The sequence below is a fragment of the uncultured Lutibacter sp. genome (assembly GCF_947495725.1).
GTDB lineage: Bacteria > Bacteroidota > Bacteroidia > Flavobacteriales > Flavobacteriaceae > Lutibacter.
Map to the genome: position 1 here is coordinate 330,017 of NZ_CANLZZ010000001.1, position 18,228 is coordinate 348,244.

Here is an 18,228-nt window from a genome sequence, read left to right on the forward strand (position 1 = left end):
ATTAACAATTTTTTAACCTTTAGTTATTTTAAAAAAACAAACAAAATACCTCAAATCATTGACATATGTCATAAGTTTAAATTTCGCAATCGTTTTAGTAATTTTAAACACAATTTAAAACCTAATAATAAGGCTCTTAAGGCTATATCTTTGTATATTTGCTCTTCAAAATTAAATAGATTTCAGAATGAATAAGAAAGTAATTTTAATGATTTTAGATGGTTGGGGAATTACACAAGACCCTAAAGTATCAGCAATTTTTAATGCAAAAACTTCATATATAGATAGTTTATACGACATTTACCCAAATGCTAGTTTACGTACCGATGGTGAACATGTAGGTTTACCAGTTGGTCAAATGGGAAACAGTGAAGTTGGTCATATGAACTTGGGTGCAGGTAGAATTGTTTACCAAAACTTGGTAAGAATTAATATGGCTGTAAAAGAAAAAACTTTAGGTCAAGAAAAAGTATTATTAGATGCTATTGCTTATGCTAAAGAAAACAATAAAAATATTCATTTGCTAGGATTGGTCTCTAACGGTGGAATTCATTCTCATATTGATCATTTAAAAGGATTGCTTGATGTAGCTGCTGAAAATAATGCTAAAAATGTGTATTTACACGCATTTACAGATGGTAGAGATTGTGATCCAAAATCTGGAACTTATTTTATTAATGAGATTCAAGAATATATGGCTAAAACTACTGGAGAAATAGCTTCAATTACAGGACGTTATTTTGCAATGGATAGAGATAAACGTTGGGAAAGAGTTAAAACTTCTTATGATGCAATGGTAAATGCTGTAGGTGAAAAATCTACCGATGCAGTTGCTAGTATGAATGCTAGTTATGATAATGATGTAACTGATGAGTTTATCAAACCAATTATTATGACGGATGCCGAAGGAAATCCTAAAGCTAAAATTAGCGAAGATGATGTTGTTATTTTCTTTAATTATAGAACAGATAGAGGTAGAGAGTTAACGGAGGTTTTAACCCAACAAGATTATCCTGAATTTGGAATGAAAACAATTCCACTTCATTACGTAACTATTACTAATTACGATGAAACTTATAAAGGAATTAACGTAATTTATAATACTGCTAATTTAGAAAATACTTTAGGTGAAGTTTTAGAAAACGCCAACAAAAAACAAATTAGGATAGCTGAAACAGAAAAATACCCTCACGTAACATTTTTCTTTTCAGGAGGAAGAGAGCAAGAATTTACTGGAGAAAAACGTTTATTGTGTCCTTCTCCAAAGGTAGCAACTTATGACTTAAAACCTGAAATGAGTGCGTACGAAATTCGCGATGCAATTATTCCAGAATTAAAAGAAGGCGATGTCGATTTTGTTTGTTTAAATTTTGCAAACGGAGATATGGTAGGTCATACCGGAGTTATGGAAGCTGCAATTAAAGCATGTGAAGCAGTTGATGAGTGTGTTAAAGATGTTGTAACAGTAGCTTCAGAAAATGATTATACAACAATAATTATTGCCGATCACGGTAACTGTGAAACTATGAAAAATCCAGATGGATCACCTAATACAGCTCATACAACAAACCCCGTTCCTTTTATTGTAGTAGATAAAGACATAAAAGCAGTAAAAGATGGTATTTTAGGAGATATTGCACCAACTATTTTAGATTTAATGGGTATAGAACAACCAAAAGAAATGACCCGTCATTCTTTGGTATAATAAAAGTCCTTATTTCATAAAAAAAATCCTGTAAGTAATATTACAGGATTTTTTTTATATTTTATTAATTCAATTAAAACTCCAAACTTTTATTAATTAAATTTGTGGGTTTACTACATAAAATAATACCAAATGAAATTTAAAATATTCGGAATTATAATTCTAACAATCCTACTAAGTTGTGGAACTTCAAAAACAACAACAAATGCCACTTTAAATAAAGATGGTGATTTGATTGGATTGGTAACAAAAAATAATTTTTTGCAGGAACCTTTTAACGAATGGTTTAGTTTTAACTATAACGAATATGAAATAAACGAAGAGGTAATTTATAAGCTAAAACCAATTATAAATACAGTAAAAATAAAAGCTTTTATGGGAACATGGTGTGGCGATAGTCAAGAACAAACACCTGCGTTTTATAAAGTGCTCGAGGCGGCTGAATTTAATTTTAAAAAATTAGAAATGGTTTGTTTAGATCAATCTAAAAAATCTCCAAACAACCTTCAAAAAGGATATAACATTAACAGAGTTCCAACTTTTATTTTTTATAAAAATGGAATTGAAATTGGTCGATTTGTTGAATACCCAAGAGAGTCAATAGAAGAAGATTTCTTAAAAATTGTAAGCGAAAAAGAATACAAACACTCATATGAAGAGTGATTTTCTATTTGAGTTAATAAAAATTAGACAATATCTGTACTTATTTCTTTATTATTTCTAGACCACTCACTCCAAGAACCTACATATAAATTAGGAATATTCAAACCTGCAACATCAAATGCCAAAAGAGTATGGCAAGCAGTTACACCCGATCCACAATGTACAATAATTTTTGATGCCTCCCTTCCATCACAAATTTTTAAATACTTATCCCTCAACTCTTCTGAATCCAGAAATAATCCTTCATTATTTAAATTAGTAGAAAATGGAATATTCAATGCACTTGGAATATGACCTGCAACGGTATCAATTGGTTCAATTTTCCCTTTATATCTCTCCGCACCTCTAACATCAATTATTAAAGTGTCATCATTTTTAACCTGATTTTCAACTTCTTCAAGTAGAACAATTGGAAGTTCCCAGTTTGAAACTTCATATTTCTCAACAGCATTAAAAAAAACTACACTATTATTAATAGGAAATCCAAATTTTTCAGCAGCTTTAAACCCTCCATCCAAAACCTGAACTTTTTTATGCCCAACAGCTTTTAGCATCCACCAAAAACGTGCCGCAGCATTTGCTCCATTATTACTATCATAAATAACTACTTGAGAATCTTTTAAAATGCCTAATTTTCCTAATGTAACCGAAAACTTTTCTATACTTGGTAAAGGATGCCTTCCTCCTTTTGACAAATCCTTATCTATTGTTGCTAAATCTTCATTCAAATCAACAAAAAATGCCGTATCTAAATGGTTTTTCAAATAATTAGCCTTAGCATTTGGGCCATTAGTAACATCAAATATTAATACCTCTGAGTCTTTGTAAATAGACACTAATTCTTCGGCACTTATAAGTGGATTCATTTTCTCCATTATACAATATTATTCAGAATTTAATAATTAAAAAAGTTACTCTTCTCCATCCTCCAACTCGTGGAGTTCATCGAGTTGTTTTAATAGTTCAAAAGTTTTCTTGGCTTCTTCTTCATCTATGGTTGAAATTGCTGCACCAACGTGAACCAATACATAATCGCCAACTCGGGCTTCTGGAACAAGCGTTAGGCTAACTTCTTTCAAAATTCCATCGAATGAAACTTTTCCAGTTCTAAAAATTTCGTCTAGTTCGTTCGTAATTTCAACTAATTTTCCAGGTATTGATAAACACATAATTTTTAATATTGCTTTGGGTGTTACCTTTCAGGTCACGCTTTCCCTTGTATCTTTTTCTCCGTTACACTATAAAAAAGGATGCCACTTCAATCGTTAACACAAAATTTGCAACCTTTTAAACCAAATTTTCTTTTAACCAATTGTACCACATTTCCATTCCATCACCTTTTGTTGCTGAAACTTCAAAAATCTGTAAGTTTGGATTTACTTGTAAGGCAAATTTTTTCAATTTTTCAACATCAATATTTACATAAGGTAGTAAATCTATTTTATTAATAATACAAACATCAGCCGTATAAAACATATCAGGGTATTTTATAGGTTTATCTTCTCCTTCTGTAGTACTTATAATTACAACGCGTTTATTTTCGCCTAAATCAAACATAGATGGACAAACTAAATTCCCTACATTCTCAATCATTAAAATGGAGTTGTTTTTCATATCCAGTTTTTTCACCGCATCATATACCATATCGCTTTCTAAATGACAGCCTTTTCCTGTATTAATTTGAACAACTGGAATATTTAGAGCGTCAATTCTATTGGCGTCATTTAATGTTTGTTGATCTCCTTCAATTACATAAAAAGGAATTTTATCTTTTAAATCTACCAATGTTTTTTCTAAAATAGAAGTTTTACCACTTCCAGGTGAACTTACTAAATTTAGAGTGAAAATATTTTTAGCTTCAAAATAACCTCTATTTCTAGCGGCTAATATATCGTTGTTTTGAAGCACATCTTTCTCAACTTCAATTACACGCTGTTTGTGGCTGTGTGAATGATCGTGATTATGAGAATGTCTAGGCCCGTGATGATGATGATCATGATCATGATGATGATGATGATCTTCGTGATTGTGTTCGTGATGAGAAGGGGTATGTTCTCCTGGTTTTAAAATTGTTGGTCCGTTTTCATCGGTACCACATCCGCAAGTTCCACACATAATTAAATATTTTTAAATAACTTCCAATGCTTTTACTCTTAACTCTTTCCCCTGTAATATCCCTTTAAAATTGCTGCTACATTTTGGACAAACATCATAAATATTCTCCATTTCAAATTCTGTATCACAATCAGCACACTTACCTTTTCCTAGAACTTTAGTAATTTCCAATTCTGCCTTTTCCAAAACCGAATCTTTAACAGCTGATGACCACACAAATTCTAAAGAATCAATTTCAACACCAGAAAGCACTCCTACAATTAATTCAATCTTAGTAACTTTTTCTGCTTTTGCCTTTGCCGTTTCATCTTCAGCAATTTTAACAATTCCTAAAGCTATAGATAATTCATGCATAATTTTTAGGTTCTTATCAAAATTACATAAAATAACACATATAAACCTATGATAATTATTAGTTATTAAACACAGTAACAATTGTTACTTAATAAAGACAATACAGTCTTATTTTAAAACATTCTAAATTAACTACTTAAGGTAAAACTTATCAAATTTTATTATAACTTAGAGTAACGATTTTTTTAAACACCAAAAAATCTTTGTTACACTAAACTTCAATACATATGTCTACCAATAACGAAAACAGAAAAACCTATTATGAAAGTATCATAAACCAAGGTTATAGTCGTAGAGATTTTATGAAATTCTCTACTTATATGGCTGCTTTTATGGGATTAGAATCCTCCATGGTTGGTCAAATTGCACAATCATTAGAAAACACACCTCGACTACCTGTTATATGGGAACATTATCAAGAATGCACTTGTTGTAGTGAATCTTTTATTCGGTCCAATCATCCCATTGTGGCTGATATCATTTTAGATCGAATATCATTAGATTATTCTTTAACGTTAATGGCCGCATCCGGACATCAAGCTGAAGCAGCAAAAGCTGAAACCATGAAAAAATATCATGGAGAATACATTCTATGTGTTGAAGGTTCAATACCGTTAGGCGATGATGGAAATTATTGTTGTATTGCTGGGAAATCGGCCAAAGAAACATTTTTAGAAGCAGCGGCAGGTGCTAAAGCAATTATTGCTTGGGGAAGTTGTGCATCAAACGGATGTGTGCAGGCAGCAAAACCAAATCCAACAGAAGCAACACCTATTCACAAAATTGTAAAAAACAAACCAATTATTAGAGTGCCTGGTTGCCCACCAATTGGGGAAGTTATGGCAGGTGTTATTATGCATGTTGTTGCTTTTGGACGTCTACCTAAATTAGATCGTTTAGGCAGACCAAAAGCTTTTTATGGCAAACGAGTTCATGATACTTGTTACAGAAGACCTTATTATGATGCTGGGCTATTTGCTGAAACATTTGATGACGATAATTCAAAAAAAGGATATTGTTTATATAAACTAGGCTGTAAAGGACCTATGACATATAACGCTTGCGCTAGTATGAAATGGAATAATGGAGTAAGCTTTCCTATTCAGTCTGGTCATGGATGTATTGGTTGTAGTGAAGAAGAATTTTGGGACAATGGACCATTTTATGAGAGAACAACAAAAGTTCCTGGTTTTGCTGTAGAAAGTAATGCTGATACAGTAGGTAAGGTTACTGCTGGAGTATTAGCTGGAGGTTTAGCTTTACATGCAATTGCCGCTAACATTTCAAAAAGAAAGGAACTAATGGATAGAATTAACAGAGGAAAATCTAATGAAAAAAATATTGATTCTTAAAACATATAATAATGGCAAATAGAATAGTAGTTGATCCAATTACCAGAATTGAGGGTCATTTAAGAATAGAAGCAGAAATAAAAAATGGCATTATAGTAGATGCCTTTAGTTCAAGCACCATGGTTAGAGGTATTGAAAGCATTGTGAAGGGGCGAGACCCAAGAGACGTTTGGGCGTTTGTGCAACGTACTTGTGGGGTTTGCACAACTGTTCATGCATTAACATCTGTAAGAGCCGTTGAAGACGCCTTAGGAATTGCCATACCGCCAAATGCCGAAATGGTTCGAAATATTATGGAAGGTGCTTTGTATATGCATGACCATGCGGTACATTTTTATCATTTACACGCACTGGATTGGGTAGATATTGTTAATGCTTTAAAAGCAGACCCTAAAAAAACTTCAGAAATAGCACAAAGTATTTCTAACTGGCCAAAAAGTTCACCTGGCTATTTTTCAGATGTACAAAAGAGAGTTCAAAAATTTGTGGAAAGCGGGCAACTTGGAATATTTGCAAACGGATACTGGGGACATTCTCAAATGAAATTACCTGCTGAAGTAAATTTATTAGCGGTTGCACATTATTTGGAAGCATTGGAATGGCAAAAAGAAATAGTAAAAGTTCATACTATATTTGGAGGTAAAAATCCACACCCAAATTACTTAGTTGGAGGTATGTCTTGCGCCATAAATTCTGATGGTGCAGGTGGCTTAAATGCAGAACGTTTAATGCACGTTGAAAAGTTATTGAAAGAAGGTAAAGATTTTATAGATAAAGTTTATATCCCAGATTTATTAGCAATTGCTTCCTTTTATAAAGATTGGGGAGCCGTGGGTAAAGGAATTGGAAACTATATGTCTTATGGAGATTTCCCTACAAACGGATATGCAGATTTATCAAGTTTTAAATTTCAACAAGGAGTTATTTTAAATAATGATTTATCCAAAGTACATGATGTGGATCATAGAAGTTCGGAAGAAATAAAAGAGTTTGTAAACAATTCTTGGTACGATAATTATACTGAAGGTAAAGATAAAGGAAGACATCCATGGGATGGTGAAACTAAGGTTAAGTATACCGGACCAAAACCTCCATATGAACATTTAAATGTTGAAGAAGCATATAGTTTTATTAAAACACCTCGTTGGAAAGGAAAACCAATGGAAGTTGGTCCGCTTGCTCGATTATTGGTGGGATACGGAAGAGGTAATAAAGAAATACAAGATGCTGTAAATGGCGCATTGTCTCATTTAAATGTTCCTGTAGATGCGTTATTCTCTACATTAGGAAGAACTGCAGCTCGCGGAATTGAAACACAGCTAGTTGCTAATTGGACATTAGAATTTTTCAACACCCTTATGAATAATATTAAAAATGGGGATGAACGCATGGCAAACACAGATAGTTGGGAACCATCATCATGGCCAAATGAAACAAAAGGTGTAGGATATTGTGAGGCTCCTAGAGGCGCATTAGCACATTGGATAAAGATTAAAGATGAGAAAACAGAAAATTATCAATTGGTAGTTCCTTCTACTTGGAACGCATCACCTCGTGACCCAAAAGGACAGCGATCGGCTTATGAAGAAGCTTTAATTGGAACACCTATTGCCGATCCTAATCTACCATTGGAAATTATTAGAACCATTCATTCCTTTGATCCTTGCTTAGCTTGTGCTGTTCATTTATATGATGAACATGGAAAACATATTTCTCAAGTTCAAAATATTGCTAGTTGTGATAGTTAAAATTTAAATTATGGAAACTAAAAATTTTAAACGAGTAATGGTTTGGGAATTACCTGTCAGATTTTTTCATTGGGTAAATGTCCTATCAATAATTATTCTTACACTTACGGGGTTTTTAATCGCCAATCCACCTGCACTTCAGTCTAGCGCCGAGGCAACAAATTTACATTCATTTGGAATTGTAAGGTTTATTCACTTCTCAGCTGCGTATATTTTCTTTTTCAATATGATTTTAAGAATATATTGGTCTTTTGTAGGAAATAAATACGCAAGTTGGAAAGCTTTTTGGCCATTTAGTAAAAAAATGTGGAATAATTTTTGGCATGTTTTAAAAATAGATATCATGTTACTAAATGAAGATCATCCAGATGTAAAAAAAATAAGTATTGGACATAATAGTGTTGCATCATTATCTTATTTAGTTTTATTTTTAATGGCCCTTATTCAAGTTTTTACTGGTTTTGCATTGTACACCGACACATCGGGGTGGTGGTTACCAAAACTTTTTGGTTGGGTTAGCCCATTACTAGGTGGCGATTTTATGGTGAGAACCATTCATCATATAACAATGTGGATATTTATCTTTTTTAGTTTAGTTCATATTTATTTAGTTTTTTATCATGATTGGTTAGAAGGTCGTGGTGAAGTTTCTTCAATGTTTGGAGGTTATAAGTTTGTACGAGAAGACAGAATTAAAAAGGATAATACAGACGAAAACAAAAATTAATCATCCGAAAATCTAAATAAATTCATTCTATTAATACATTTTATGATAATGAATTTGTTTTTTTAAAATTAAAAAAATGAATCTAAAAGAGAGAACACCCATTGCCATTTGTAGCGATTCCTACTTTTTTGAAAAAGACAAATCTAAAAGTATATTAGTAATGGGGGTTGGAAATTATTTAATGGGAGATGAAGGGATTGGTGTTCAGGTTATTCAAGAAATGGGAACCCATAAATTACCTCAACATATTGATATTTTAGATGGTGGCACTGGTGGCTTTTTATTATTAAATTGTTTTGAAGCTTATTCAACAGTTATTTTTATAGATGCCACTATGGATGGAAATCCTGCAGGAACTATTTCTCTAATACAACCCAAATTTGCATCAGATTTCCCTTCTGCGTTAAGCGTACATGATGTTGGTTTAAAAGACATGATTGAAGCGGTGTATTTAATGGATCACGTTCCAGATATACATTTGTTTACAGTTTCAATAGAAGAAATAAATCCTATGACAGTTGAATTGTCTCAAAAAGTGAAAGATTCAATCCCTGAATTGGTTAATAACATATTACAGCTAGCTAAAGAACTTCACACAAAAAATGTGTAAATTTACGTAACCAATTATTACGTGAATTTAAATGATTAAAACCTACAAAATTTCTGTTTCCGGACAAGTACAAGGCGTAGGTTTTCGTCCACATGTGTATTTACTTGCTATTGAATTTTCATTAAAAGGAACAGTTTCAAATAATGAAAAAGGAGTGATTATTTTTGTTTCTGGAGAAGATGAAAATATTCAAAATTTCTATAATAAATTAATTAATTTTCCTCCTCCGGTTTCTAAAATTCAAGATAGTTATATTGAAGAAATTGAAGTTCGAAATTTTGAAGATTTTAGAATAATTCCTTCAGAAAAAGAAGGTCAATTAAACTTGCCCTTAACTCCAGATTTTGCCATTTGTAAAGATTGCGAGAATGAATTAAAAGACTCTACAAACCGAAGAGTGGATTATGCGTTTACAACTTGTGTGAATTGTGGTCCACGATGGTCGATTACACAAACTTTTCCTTTTGAAAGAGCCCAAACAAGTATTGATGATTTTCCTATGTGTGAAGATTGTGTAAAGGAATATACAAATCCTGCTGATAGACGTTTTCATTCGCAAACAAATACTTGTGAAACCTGTGGAATTCAGCTGAAATTGGTTAATAATTTAGGTGAAAAGATTCAAGTTGATAATTCTGAACTTTTTGAAAAAGTAGCAAACTTACTTTCTCAAGGGAAAATAATTGCCATTAAAAATACAAGCGGCTATTTATTATGTTGCAATTCTGAAAATAGTGAAGTTGTTCAACAGCTTCGAACTAAAAAACACAGGCCAAATAAACCATTTGCGGTTTTATATCCTTCATTAAAATTCCTTCAAAATGAAGTTGAATTGAATAAAAAACAAATCAATTCTTTACAATCTTCAGAAAGGCCTATTAACATAATTTCGTTAAACAACTATAAAGGAAATATTGCTTTAAAAAGTGTTGCTCCAAACTTAAATCAGTTGGGAGTACTATTGCCTTATACCGGCATTTTACAATTGTTGGCTAACAAATTAGAGTTTCCAATTGTTGCAACTAGTGGAAATATTCACGGCTCTCCAATTATTTCTAAAATTGATGATTCGTTGACAAAGTTAAAAGATGTAGCAGATTATTTTTTACAACACAATTTAAAAATTGAGCATCCACAAGATGATTCTGTATTGAAGTACAGCACTAAATTTCAGCAAGAAGTTTTGTTTAGACGTTCGCGTGGTTTTGCTCCAAATTATTTAAATATTAAAGTAAATTCAACAGAGAAAATATTGGCAATGGGAGCACATTTAAAAAGTACCATTGCTTTTTATCCTAATGAAAACTTATATGTAAGTCAATACTTAGGAAACCTAGATGATTTTGATGTTTACAATCGATTTACTGAAACTTCAGAAGGTTTTATTCAGCTTTTTGAACAAAAGCCCGAAGTTATTTTGGTAGATAAACATCCGCTGTATCAAAGCACTCAATACGGAAAAGAATTAGCTGAAAAGCACAATGCTAAATTAATAGAAGTTCAACATCATAAAGCTCATTTTACTTCAATTATAGGTGAATACAATTTGTGGGGTGAAAGAGTTTTAGGAGTTGTTTTTGATGGAACTGGTTACGGAGATGATAAAAATATTTGGGGCGGCGATTTTTTTAAATATGAAAACAATTCCATAGAACGAATTGCACAAGTTGAGAATTTCGATTGGTTGTTAGGTGATAAAATGTCTAAAGAGCCAAGAGTTTCATTATTTGCTTTAGCTTCAGAAGAAATGAAACCTATTTTAGAAGAGAAATTTTCACCTTCAGAAATTAAAAATTACACCTATTTAAAATCTCAAAATAAGCTTAAGACATCATCTGTAGGAAGATTGTTTGATGCAGTTGCTTCATTGTTAAATATAACCGATTATAACACTTACGAAGGTGAAGCAGCAATTTTGTTAGAGAATTCAATTTCAGATTATAATTTAAGCAATTGTAAACTGTATTGTAAAGTGAGTTCAAATGGGTTTTCTGCCAAAGAAATTATCATAAATATTTATAAGGATGTAAAAAAGGAAATTCCTAAAGAGGAAATAATTTGTAATTTCTTGTATACATTGACAACTTCAATAATAAACTTTGCTGATAAAAAAGGATTTAAAAACGTTGCATTTAGTGGCGGTGTTTTTCAAAATACAACCTTGGTGGATATGTTGTTAGAATTAGCACCTAAAGAATTAAAATTGTATTTTCATAAAGAATTATCGCCTAATGATGAGAATGTATCTTTTGGACAAATAATGCATTATTTACACATTAAAGAATGAAATATTTAAGCGAATATAGAAATTTAGAAGCAACAAAAAAGTTGTTGGATGAATTACATAAAATCACCACAAAGCCTTGGAATGTTATGGAGATTTGTGGTGGACAAACGCACGGTTTGGTGAAGAATGGAATTTTAGAATTATTACCTGAAAATGTGCGAATGATTCACGGTCCTGGTTGCCCGGTTTGCGTAACTCCATTAAACTTAATTGACAAAGCTGTTGAGTTATTAGAACAAGGTGTAATTGTATGTTCGTTTGGAGATATGATTCGTGTTCCAGGAAGTAAAAAAAGCTTATTAGAGGCCAAAGCTGAAGGTGGAGATTTACGGATTTTATATTCACCAATTGAAGCAGTAAGTATTGCAAAAGAAAATCCTAAAAAAGAAGTTGTGTTTTTTGCTGTTGGATTTGAAACTACAGCTCCAGCAAATGCTCTTTCGGTTTTGCATGCAGAAAAAGAAGGAGTAGAAAACTTCTCAATTTTGGTTTCTCACGTTTTGGTTCCACCTGCAATGGAAGCTATTTTAGATGATGAATTGTGTTCTATTGATGCATTTTTAGGTGCAGGGCACGTCTGCGCCATTATGGGAACTCAAGAATATGTTCCGTTGGTTGAAAAGTATAAAATTCCAATAGTGATAACTGGTTTTGAGCCGTTAGACTTGGTTCAAGGGATATATATGGCCGTGAAACAATTGGAAGAAGGAAAACAAGAATTAGAAAATCAGTATGCAAGAGCAGTTAAAGAAGAAGGAAATGCTTCAGCAATAAAAGTGATACAAACTGTTTTTGAAGTTGGAGCAAGAGAATGGCGTGGAATTGGTGAAATTCCAAATAGTGGTTATGTAATTAAAGAAGCATATAAAAAATACGATGCGGAAACAAAATTTGGCATTGGAAATATTAAAGTCCCTGAAAATTCGAAATGTATTGCTGGTGAAATTTTAAGAGGAATTAAAAAACCCGTTGATTGCAGTGAGTTTGGTAAAACTTGTAAGCCATCTAATCCGTTGGGAGCTCCAATGGTGTCTTCGGAAGGAGCGTGCGCAGCCTATTTTCATTTTTCAAATAATACAATTTAAGGTATGAGTATAGATAATTTAGGTTTTGAAACCATTAATTTAGGTCACGGTAGCGGTGGAGAGTTAACACGTGATTTGTTAGATAAAATTATTTTTAAAACATTTAGCAACCCGTATTTAGATCAAAAACACGATGGTTCTATTGTGCAAATTGATGGGAAAATGGCAATTTCAACCGATAGTTTTGTTATTACACCTATCTTTTTTAAAGGCGGAAATATTGGTGAACTAGCCGTTCACGGAACAGTTAATGATGTAGCAATGTGTGGAGCAATTCCAAAATATTTATCACTAGCTTTTATTATTGAAGAAGGAATGAAAGTTTCAGAATTTGTTCAAGTTGTGGAATCCATAAAAAAAGCTGCTGATGAAAGTGGAGTTTTGATTATTACTGGAGATACCAAAGTTGTTGAAAGAGGAAAAGGAGATAAAATTTTTATCAATACTACCGGATTTGGAGCAATGCATCCAAAGGCAAATATTTCGGTTCAGAATATAAAAGAAGGTGATGCTATTTTAGTAAACGGATTTATTGCTCAACACGGAATGGCAATTATGAGTGAACGTGAAGGTCTGCAATTTGAATCTACTATTGAAAGTGATTCAACCAATTTAAACTTTTTGGTGAATGATTTATTAGATGAATTTGGTGATAAAATAAAACTGTTTAGAGATCCAACTCGTGGAGGTTTAGGAACTGTTTTACACGAATTAGCGAACGATGTTTCAGTTGGTGTAGCTTTAAGGGAAATTGATATTCCGTTAGAAAAACAAGTTGCTGCAGCTTGTGAAATGTTAGGTCTAGACCCAATGTATGTTGCTAACGAAGGTGTGTTTTTAACCGTTGTAGATGCTTCTATTAAAGATGAAGTTTTAGAGTTGATGCAAAATCATTCCAAAGGAAAAAATGCTGCGATTATTGGAAAGATTACTTCTGAACACCCTAACAAAGTAGTTATGCAAAGCTTAATTGGTGGAAAACGAATTGTGAGTCCGTTAGTTGGTGAGCAATTACCAAGGATTTGTTAGGTTTTTATTGTCATTCTGAATGTTGCAATAGCGAAATGAAAGATCTTTTACGCAGTAGTACATAAGATTCTTTGCTTAGACTCTGAATGACATAGGATTTCATGTGTAATGATAAAACTTAATTAGCCAAGGTCCAATAAACACCAATAATAAGTGCAAATAAACCACCTGCTAAACGAAGCCCTTTAAAAAATGTTTCGTTATGATCTTTTTTAGAGAAATCTGAAATACGGCCAATAACCATAGCAAAAGAAACCATGGCAATTAATGTTCCAATGGCAAAACCTACAATGTATTTTACCGAATCAAATTTAGATTCAAAACCAATTACTGGTAAAAACAATAAAAAGTGAGCAACTCCGGCTAAACCGTGAATAAAACCAACAGAAGCAGAAGCTATAATTCCTTGTTTTAATTTTGGATGCTTGTGGTTGTGTAATTTTTCTAAATTATGCATATGTTTATGTTCATGAATCATTGGGTTTCCATTGCTATGAACATGTAGATGATTGTGATTTTGTTCTTCTTTAAAAATTTTGAAGAGAATCCAAATACCTAAGCCAATAAGAACAACTCCTACAAACTGTTCGCTATGTTTTGAAATTTTTTCAATTGGAATTAAGTTTTTAAACAACAAGAATAAAATTCCAATTGAAAGCATTCCCAATAAATGACCAACTCCCCAAAACAAGCCAACTTTCCAGGCTTTTTTCTTACTTTCAATTGCAAACGGAGTAACTGCAGCTAAATGATCTGGGCCAGAAATTACGTGTAAAACTGCAGCAATAACACCTGCAAATAAAGGAAAAGTTAAATCCATTTAGGTAAATTTAATAGTATCTAAATTTACTTAAAAATGATATCTAAATAAAAAAAATATGCAAATTTTGAAACAATTGTTACGCTATTTTAGTGAAAATCTATTATTTTAAGCCGAAATTTTATGAAAAAATAAATAATTAACTAAATTAAAATCAAATCATTATGAAAAAACTATTATTATCGTTATTTACAATTTTGGCTCTTGTTTCTTGTCAAACAGAATCTCTAAATGAAATTATTTCAACTAATGAGTCAATAGATCTCGAAGGTGAAAATTCCTTTCTTCAAGCCAAAAATTCTTCAGGTAAAAATTCATTTATGGTAATTGCTCAGGCAGAAACCTTATCACATAAACTCGAGTTTTCAATTAAGAAACATGGGGAAATTGTACGTACAATTCCAGAAATTGGAATAGCTATAGTTAAATCTTCAAATCCCAATTTTGAACAAAATGTTTCAAAAATTTCAGGTGTGAGATCCGTGGTACCTGATTTAACTGTTAATTGGCTCGAACCTATTAATGTTCAACCCATGGCGAACCCTGCAAGTATTGGTGATGACGATACTTATTTTAACATTCAATGGGGGTTAGATGCAATTGATGCTCCTGAAGCTTGGAATGCCGGTTATCAAGGTAGTAATACAAAAGTATTTATTTTAGATAGCGGTATTGATGCAGAACATCCCGATTTAGCACCTAATTTAAATACCCAGCTTTCCAAATCATTTGTACCAAATGAGGATTGGAATATTCAACCAGGATTATATATTAATCATGGAACTCATGTTGCTGGTATAATTGCAGCAGTCGATAATGATAGAGGAGTAATTGGTGTTGCTCCAATGACTGAAATAGTTGCAGTTAAAGTATTATCTGAATATACAGGAAGTGGATCATTTGGAGGAATAAATGCAGGTATTGTTTATGCGGCTAATAATAGTGCTGACGTAATAAATATGAGTTTAGGTACTACTTTAAATAAAAATGGTAAATTTTATGATGAAGATGGAAATTATGAAGGAAAGATTCCATCAAAATATATTCAAGAAATAGTACATGCTCAGCAAAGAGCAATTGATTATGCTTATAAAAAAGGAGTTACAATAGTAACTTCTGCAGGAAACTCGGGAATGAATGCTGATGGAAATGGCTCTGCAATTGTAATGCCAGCCGATTTAAACAATGTCATTACTGTGTCAGCAACTGCTCCTTTTGCTTGGGTATACAATCCTACACCTAATTTAGATGAATTTGCTTCTTATTCAAACTATGGAACTTCATTAGTTGATATTGCCGCTCCAGGAGGTGATTATGATTCACCTTATGATTTCTGGTGGTATGATATGGTATATAGTACAGTTAGTGAAGGTTATACTTGGTTAGCTGGAACAAGTATGGCATCGCCACATGTTGCAGGTGTAGCAGCATTAATTATTGGAAAAAATGGTGGAGAAATGGCTCCACATGAAGTAGCGAAACAACTTTATAATACAGCTGATAAAATTGATACTAATGGCGCTAGTGATTTTTATGGAAAGGGTCGTGTAAATGCATATAGAGCAGTTACTGAATAAAATTTAAAACTAAAGCCAGAGAATTTAAATTCTCTGGCTTTATATTTTTTTAAAAAACTTAGAATCTCATTTTTAAAAATAATAACTATAGTCTAATTGTAAGTTATTATTCTGAAACTTGAACAATTAAAGGGCTTTTAAGTCTCATTGAAAAGTCGTTTAAATAACTTTCCCACTCTTTCTGATTTTCAAATTGATTGCTTTTTTTCCATCCAAACCCAGCATAATAAACAACCTTATTATCAATTACATTTAAGTTTGCATAAGCATTACTTAAATCTTTTGCATCAACATCATATTTTTCAAAATCAACAAAATATTCATTTGAGGCAATAATTGCAGTTCCTAATTCTGAATCTGCATGTGGTTGCCAATAACTCACCCATCCATTTTTATTATTCCCAGAAACAACACCATCTTTTTCGTGTAATGTTAAGCCTGCAGCAATTGTTGTTGTTCCTTCTATTGAAATTTCAAATTTTGAAAAGTTACTACCTTTATCCAAGGAAATTATTCTAGATTCTTGTATGCTATTTCCGGCGGCATCCCAATCTTCATAATCCAAATAAAAACTTGTTCTTATTGGCCCTGTGGTTATGGTTTTCCAATTAGAGTAATTTTTTGAAAAATAGTAAGAATTATCTTTTTTTATAGCAATACCTCCTACACCTCTACTTACACCAACATGAAAATTATCTAAGCCCTCACCCGTATCTTCGTGATATGTTCCTGTTTTATCTGAATGTTTTTTATACCATTTATTAATTATTGGATATTCAACTCTTTTTAGCCATGCATCAACACCGCTTGAAAGCGTACCTCCAGGAATATTATCTTCAATCATTTTTTGAGCAGTTGGTCCATATACTCTAAATGCAACTTTATCATTTTCCCAGGCGTAATCATCAGTTCTTTCAGGTACAAATCGAGAGTAACAAATTTCATTTGAAATTGGCCTTTCTTCCTTTAAAACGGTTATAATTTCGAACTTTACCTTTGAGTTAGCTGCAATTTTTGGCTGAAACAACAACTGATCCATTACTCCATCACCATCAATATCAACTAATTGTGATATTTGAATTTCTTTAGAATTATTATCTCTAATTCCAATTGTTGATAAATCTTCAACCTTTAAAAATTCTTTTGTTAGCTCTATTGTTTCAAAAGATCTATCAATCTTTAATAAGTTTTCAACAAAAATAAACTTTGATTTGTCTTGTTTTGTACAACAAACAAACAATAAAAAACTTAGTAAAGTAAATATGAATTTAATAAATTTCATTAGCAAAATTTAAAAGTTTAGCTATCTCATTTCATTAATTGCGCACATATCCATATCGCCATAATCAAGGTTTTCACCCGCCATACCCCAAATAAATGTGTAGTTACTGGTTCCTGAACCCGAGTGAATTGACCACGGCGGAGAAATTACAGCTTCGTTATTTGCCATCCAAATATGACGTGTTTCGTTTGGTTGTCCCATAAAATGACAAACTGCTTGATCTTCTGGCACTTCAATATAAAAATATACTTCCATTCTTCTATCATGCACATGTGCTGGCATTGTATTCCAAACACTTCCAGATTTTAACGTGGTCATACCCATTTGTAACTGACATACATCTACTACACTATTTACAATATATTTTCTTAATGTACGAGCATTTGCTGTTTCAGGTGAACCTAATTCAACCACTTCAACATCATTAATTCCAATTTTCTTAATTGGAAATGCTTTGTGAGCAGGAGTAGAATTCAAATAAAATTGCGCTGGCTTGTCAACAGAATTACTAGCAAAAACTACACTTTTATTTCCTTGCCCAACATACAATGCTTCTTTATGATCTAGTTCGTAAGTTACGCCATCAACATTAACAGATCCTGATCCTCCAATATTAATAATCCCTAATTCTCTTCTATCAAGAAAATTTTCAGATTTTAAAGTGTCTAAAGTTTCTAAGACAAGACTTTCCTTTGAAGGCACAGCACTTCCAACCATAAACCTATCATAATGCGAATACACCCACTTAACTTCATTTGGAATCATTAAATCCTTTACCAAAAACTCATCTCTAAGTGCCTGTGTATCATATTTTTTAACTGCATCTGGACTAGAAGCATATCTTACTTCGTAATTTGTATTCATATTTAATTCT

At 32.2% G+C, this 18,228-nt stretch carries 17 protein-coding genes; 10 read left to right on the top strand and 7 right to left on the bottom strand.

Translation table 11 applies throughout. The annotated features are described in order from the left end of the window. Positions 1–187 precede the first annotated feature (187 nt). A complete protein-coding gene (gene gpmI, locus Q0776_RS01230) occupies positions 188–1,705 on the top strand; it encodes a 2,3-bisphosphoglycerate-independent phosphoglycerate mutase (protein ID WP_298363830.1) in 1,518 nt (505 codons plus the stop codon). A gap of 132 nt (positions 1,706–1,837) precedes the next feature. After that, entirely contained in the window at positions 1,838–2,368 is a 531-nt protein-coding gene (locus Q0776_RS01235; protein ID WP_298363832.1) for a thioredoxin family protein, read from the top strand. Positions 2,369–2,391: 23 nt separating this feature from the next. On the opposite strand, the gene Q0776_RS01240 is transcribed toward Q0776_RS01235, so the two are convergent. The 4 genes from Q0776_RS01240 to hypA form a co-directional block, all read right to left on the bottom strand. After that, the gene (locus Q0776_RS01240; RefSeq protein ID WP_298363835.1) at positions 2,392–3,234 is read right to left on the bottom strand and encodes a sulfurtransferase; all 843 of its coding nucleotides are present in this window, start codon (positions 3,232–3,234) and stop codon (positions 2,392–2,394) included. Positions 3,235–3,279: 45 nt separating this feature from the next. Then, a complete protein-coding gene (locus Q0776_RS01245) occupies positions 3,280–3,537 on the bottom strand; it encodes a HypC/HybG/HupF family hydrogenase formation chaperone (protein WP_298363839.1) in 258 nt (85 codons plus the stop codon). Between the two features lie 118 nt (positions 3,538–3,655). Continuing rightward, on the bottom strand, positions 3,656–4,483 hold the full coding sequence (gene hypB, locus Q0776_RS01250) for a hydrogenase nickel incorporation protein HypB (RefSeq protein ID WP_298363840.1): 828 nt from the start codon (positions 4,481–4,483) through the stop codon (positions 3,656–3,658). A 12-nt stretch (positions 4,484–4,495) separates the two neighbouring features. Beyond that, positions 4,496–4,837, bottom strand: coding sequence for a hydrogenase maturation nickel metallochaperone HypA (hypA, locus tag Q0776_RS01255; RefSeq protein ID WP_298363841.1), 342 nt, complete (start codon positions 4,835–4,837; stop codon positions 4,496–4,498). Positions 4,838–5,064: 227 nt separating this feature from the next. On the opposite strand from hypA, the gene Q0776_RS01260 reads away from it, so the two are divergent. The 7 genes from Q0776_RS01260 to hypE all read left to right on the top strand — a co-directional run bounded on the left by Q0776_RS01260 (position 5,065) and on the right by hypE (position 13,675). Continuing rightward, on the top strand, positions 5,065–6,189 hold the full coding sequence (locus Q0776_RS01260) for a hydrogenase small subunit (RefSeq protein WP_298363842.1): 1,125 nt from the start codon (positions 5,065–5,067) through the stop codon (positions 6,187–6,189). Between the two features lie 11 nt (positions 6,190–6,200). Then, positions 6,201–7,937: a nickel-dependent hydrogenase large subunit gene (locus Q0776_RS01265; RefSeq protein ID WP_298363843.1), complete on the top strand. Its 1,737-nt coding sequence runs from the start codon at positions 6,201–6,203 to the stop codon at positions 7,935–7,937. A 10-nt stretch (positions 7,938–7,947) separates the two neighbouring features. Next, on the top strand, positions 7,948–8,664 hold the full coding sequence (cybH, locus tag Q0776_RS01270) for a Ni/Fe-hydrogenase, b-type cytochrome subunit (RefSeq protein WP_298363844.1): 717 nt from the start codon (positions 7,948–7,950) through the stop codon (positions 8,662–8,664). A gap of 76 nt (positions 8,665–8,740) precedes the next feature. Beyond that, a complete protein-coding gene (locus tag Q0776_RS01275; RefSeq protein ID WP_298363845.1) occupies positions 8,741–9,274 on the top strand; it encodes a hydrogenase maturation protease in 534 nt (177 codons plus the stop codon). A gap of 31 nt (positions 9,275–9,305) precedes the next feature. Next, positions 9,306–11,561 carry a carbamoyltransferase HypF gene (hypF, locus tag Q0776_RS01280; protein ID WP_298363846.1) on the top strand — a complete coding sequence of 752 codons (2,256 nt, stop codon included), beginning with the start codon at positions 9,306–9,308 and terminating at the stop codon, positions 11,559–11,561. Next, positions 11,558–12,646: a hydrogenase formation protein HypD gene (hypD, locus tag Q0776_RS01285; RefSeq protein ID WP_298363847.1), complete on the top strand. Its 1,089-nt coding sequence runs from the start codon at positions 11,558–11,560 to the stop codon at positions 12,644–12,646. Before hypF ends, hypD begins: the two co-directional genes overlap by 4 nt. Before the next feature lie 3 nt (positions 12,647–12,649). Then, the gene (gene hypE, locus Q0776_RS01290; protein ID WP_298363848.1) at positions 12,650–13,675 is read left to right on the top strand and encodes a hydrogenase expression/formation protein HypE; all 1,026 of its coding nucleotides are present in this window, start codon (positions 12,650–12,652) and stop codon (positions 13,673–13,675) included. Between the two features lie 118 nt (positions 13,676–13,793). On the opposite strand, the gene Q0776_RS01295 is transcribed toward hypE, so the two are convergent. Further along, positions 13,794–14,495, bottom strand: coding sequence for a sulfite exporter TauE/SafE family protein (locus tag Q0776_RS01295; RefSeq protein ID WP_298363852.1), 702 nt, complete (start codon positions 14,493–14,495; stop codon positions 13,794–13,796). Between the two features lie 164 nt (positions 14,496–14,659). On the opposite strand from Q0776_RS01295, the gene Q0776_RS01300 reads away from it, so the two are divergent. After that, positions 14,660–16,072, top strand: coding sequence for a S8 family serine peptidase (locus Q0776_RS01300; RefSeq protein WP_298363853.1), 1,413 nt, complete (start codon positions 14,660–14,662; stop codon positions 16,070–16,072). A 106-nt stretch (positions 16,073–16,178) separates the two neighbouring features. On the opposite strand, the gene Q0776_RS01305 is transcribed toward Q0776_RS01300, so the two are convergent. Both Q0776_RS01305 and kduI read right to left on the bottom strand, forming a co-directional pair. Beyond that, entirely contained in the window at positions 16,179–17,354 is a 1,176-nt protein-coding gene (locus Q0776_RS01305) for a DUF4861 family protein (RefSeq protein WP_298363855.1), read from the bottom strand. 21 nt (positions 17,355–17,375) lie between these two features. After that, positions 17,376–18,218 carry a 5-dehydro-4-deoxy-D-glucuronate isomerase gene (gene kduI, locus Q0776_RS01310; protein WP_298363856.1) on the bottom strand — a complete coding sequence of 281 codons (843 nt, stop codon included), beginning with the start codon at positions 18,216–18,218 and terminating at the stop codon, positions 17,376–17,378. Between the last annotated feature and the right edge of the window lie 10 nt (positions 18,219–18,228).

What these genes read in the sequence shown, in the direction of transcription:
- cybH (WP_298363844.1), top strand. Translation starts at nt 7,948, where the DNA reads ATGGAAACTAAAAATTTTAAACGAGTAATGGTTTGGGAATTACCTGTC.
- Q0776_RS01260 (WP_298363842.1), top strand. Translation starts at nt 5,065, where the DNA reads ATGTCTACCAATAACGAAAACAGAAAAACCTATTATGAAAGTATCATA.
- Q0776_RS01240 (WP_298363835.1), bottom strand. Translation starts at nt 3,234, where the DNA reads ATGAATCCACTTATAAGTGCCGAAGAATTAGTGTCTATTTACAAAGAC.
- Q0776_RS01235 (WP_298363832.1), top strand. Translation starts at nt 1,838, where the DNA reads ATGAAATTTAAAATATTCGGAATTATAATTCTAACAATCCTACTAAGT.
- Q0776_RS01275 (WP_298363845.1), top strand. Translation starts at nt 8,741, where the DNA reads ATGAATCTAAAAGAGAGAACACCCATTGCCATTTGTAGCGATTCCTAC.
- hypD (WP_298363847.1), top strand. Translation starts at nt 11,558, where the DNA reads ATGAAATATTTAAGCGAATATAGAAATTTAGAAGCAACAAAAAAGTTG.
- hypB (WP_298363840.1), bottom strand. Translation starts at nt 4,483, where the DNA reads ATGTGTGGAACTTGCGGATGTGGTACCGATGAAAACGGACCAACAATT.
- hypE (WP_298363848.1), top strand. Translation starts at nt 12,650, where the DNA reads ATGAGTATAGATAATTTAGGTTTTGAAACCATTAATTTAGGTCACGGT.
- hypA (WP_298363841.1), bottom strand. Translation starts at nt 4,837, where the DNA reads ATGCATGAATTATCTATAGCTTTAGGAATTGTTAAAATTGCTGAAGAT.
- Q0776_RS01305 (WP_298363855.1), bottom strand. Translation starts at nt 17,354, where the DNA reads ATGAAATTTATTAAATTCATATTTACTTTACTAAGTTTTTTATTGTTT.
- Q0776_RS01245 (WP_298363839.1), bottom strand. Translation starts at nt 3,537, where the DNA reads ATGTGTTTATCAATACCTGGAAAATTAGTTGAAATTACGAACGAACTA.
- Q0776_RS01295 (WP_298363852.1), bottom strand. Translation starts at nt 14,495, where the DNA reads ATGGATTTAACTTTTCCTTTATTTGCAGGTGTTATTGCTGCAGTTTTA.
- Q0776_RS01300 (WP_298363853.1), top strand. Translation starts at nt 14,660, where the DNA reads ATGAAAAAACTATTATTATCGTTATTTACAATTTTGGCTCTTGTTTCT.
- gpmI (WP_298363830.1), top strand. Translation starts at nt 188, where the DNA reads ATGAATAAGAAAGTAATTTTAATGATTTTAGATGGTTGGGGAATTACA.
- kduI (WP_298363856.1), bottom strand. Translation starts at nt 18,218, where the DNA reads ATGAATACAAATTACGAAGTAAGATATGCTTCTAGTCCAGATGCAGTT.
- Q0776_RS01265 (WP_298363843.1), top strand. Translation starts at nt 6,201, where the DNA reads ATGGCAAATAGAATAGTAGTTGATCCAATTACCAGAATTGAGGGTCAT.
- hypF (WP_298363846.1), top strand. Translation starts at nt 9,306, where the DNA reads ATGATTAAAACCTACAAAATTTCTGTTTCCGGACAAGTACAAGGCGTA.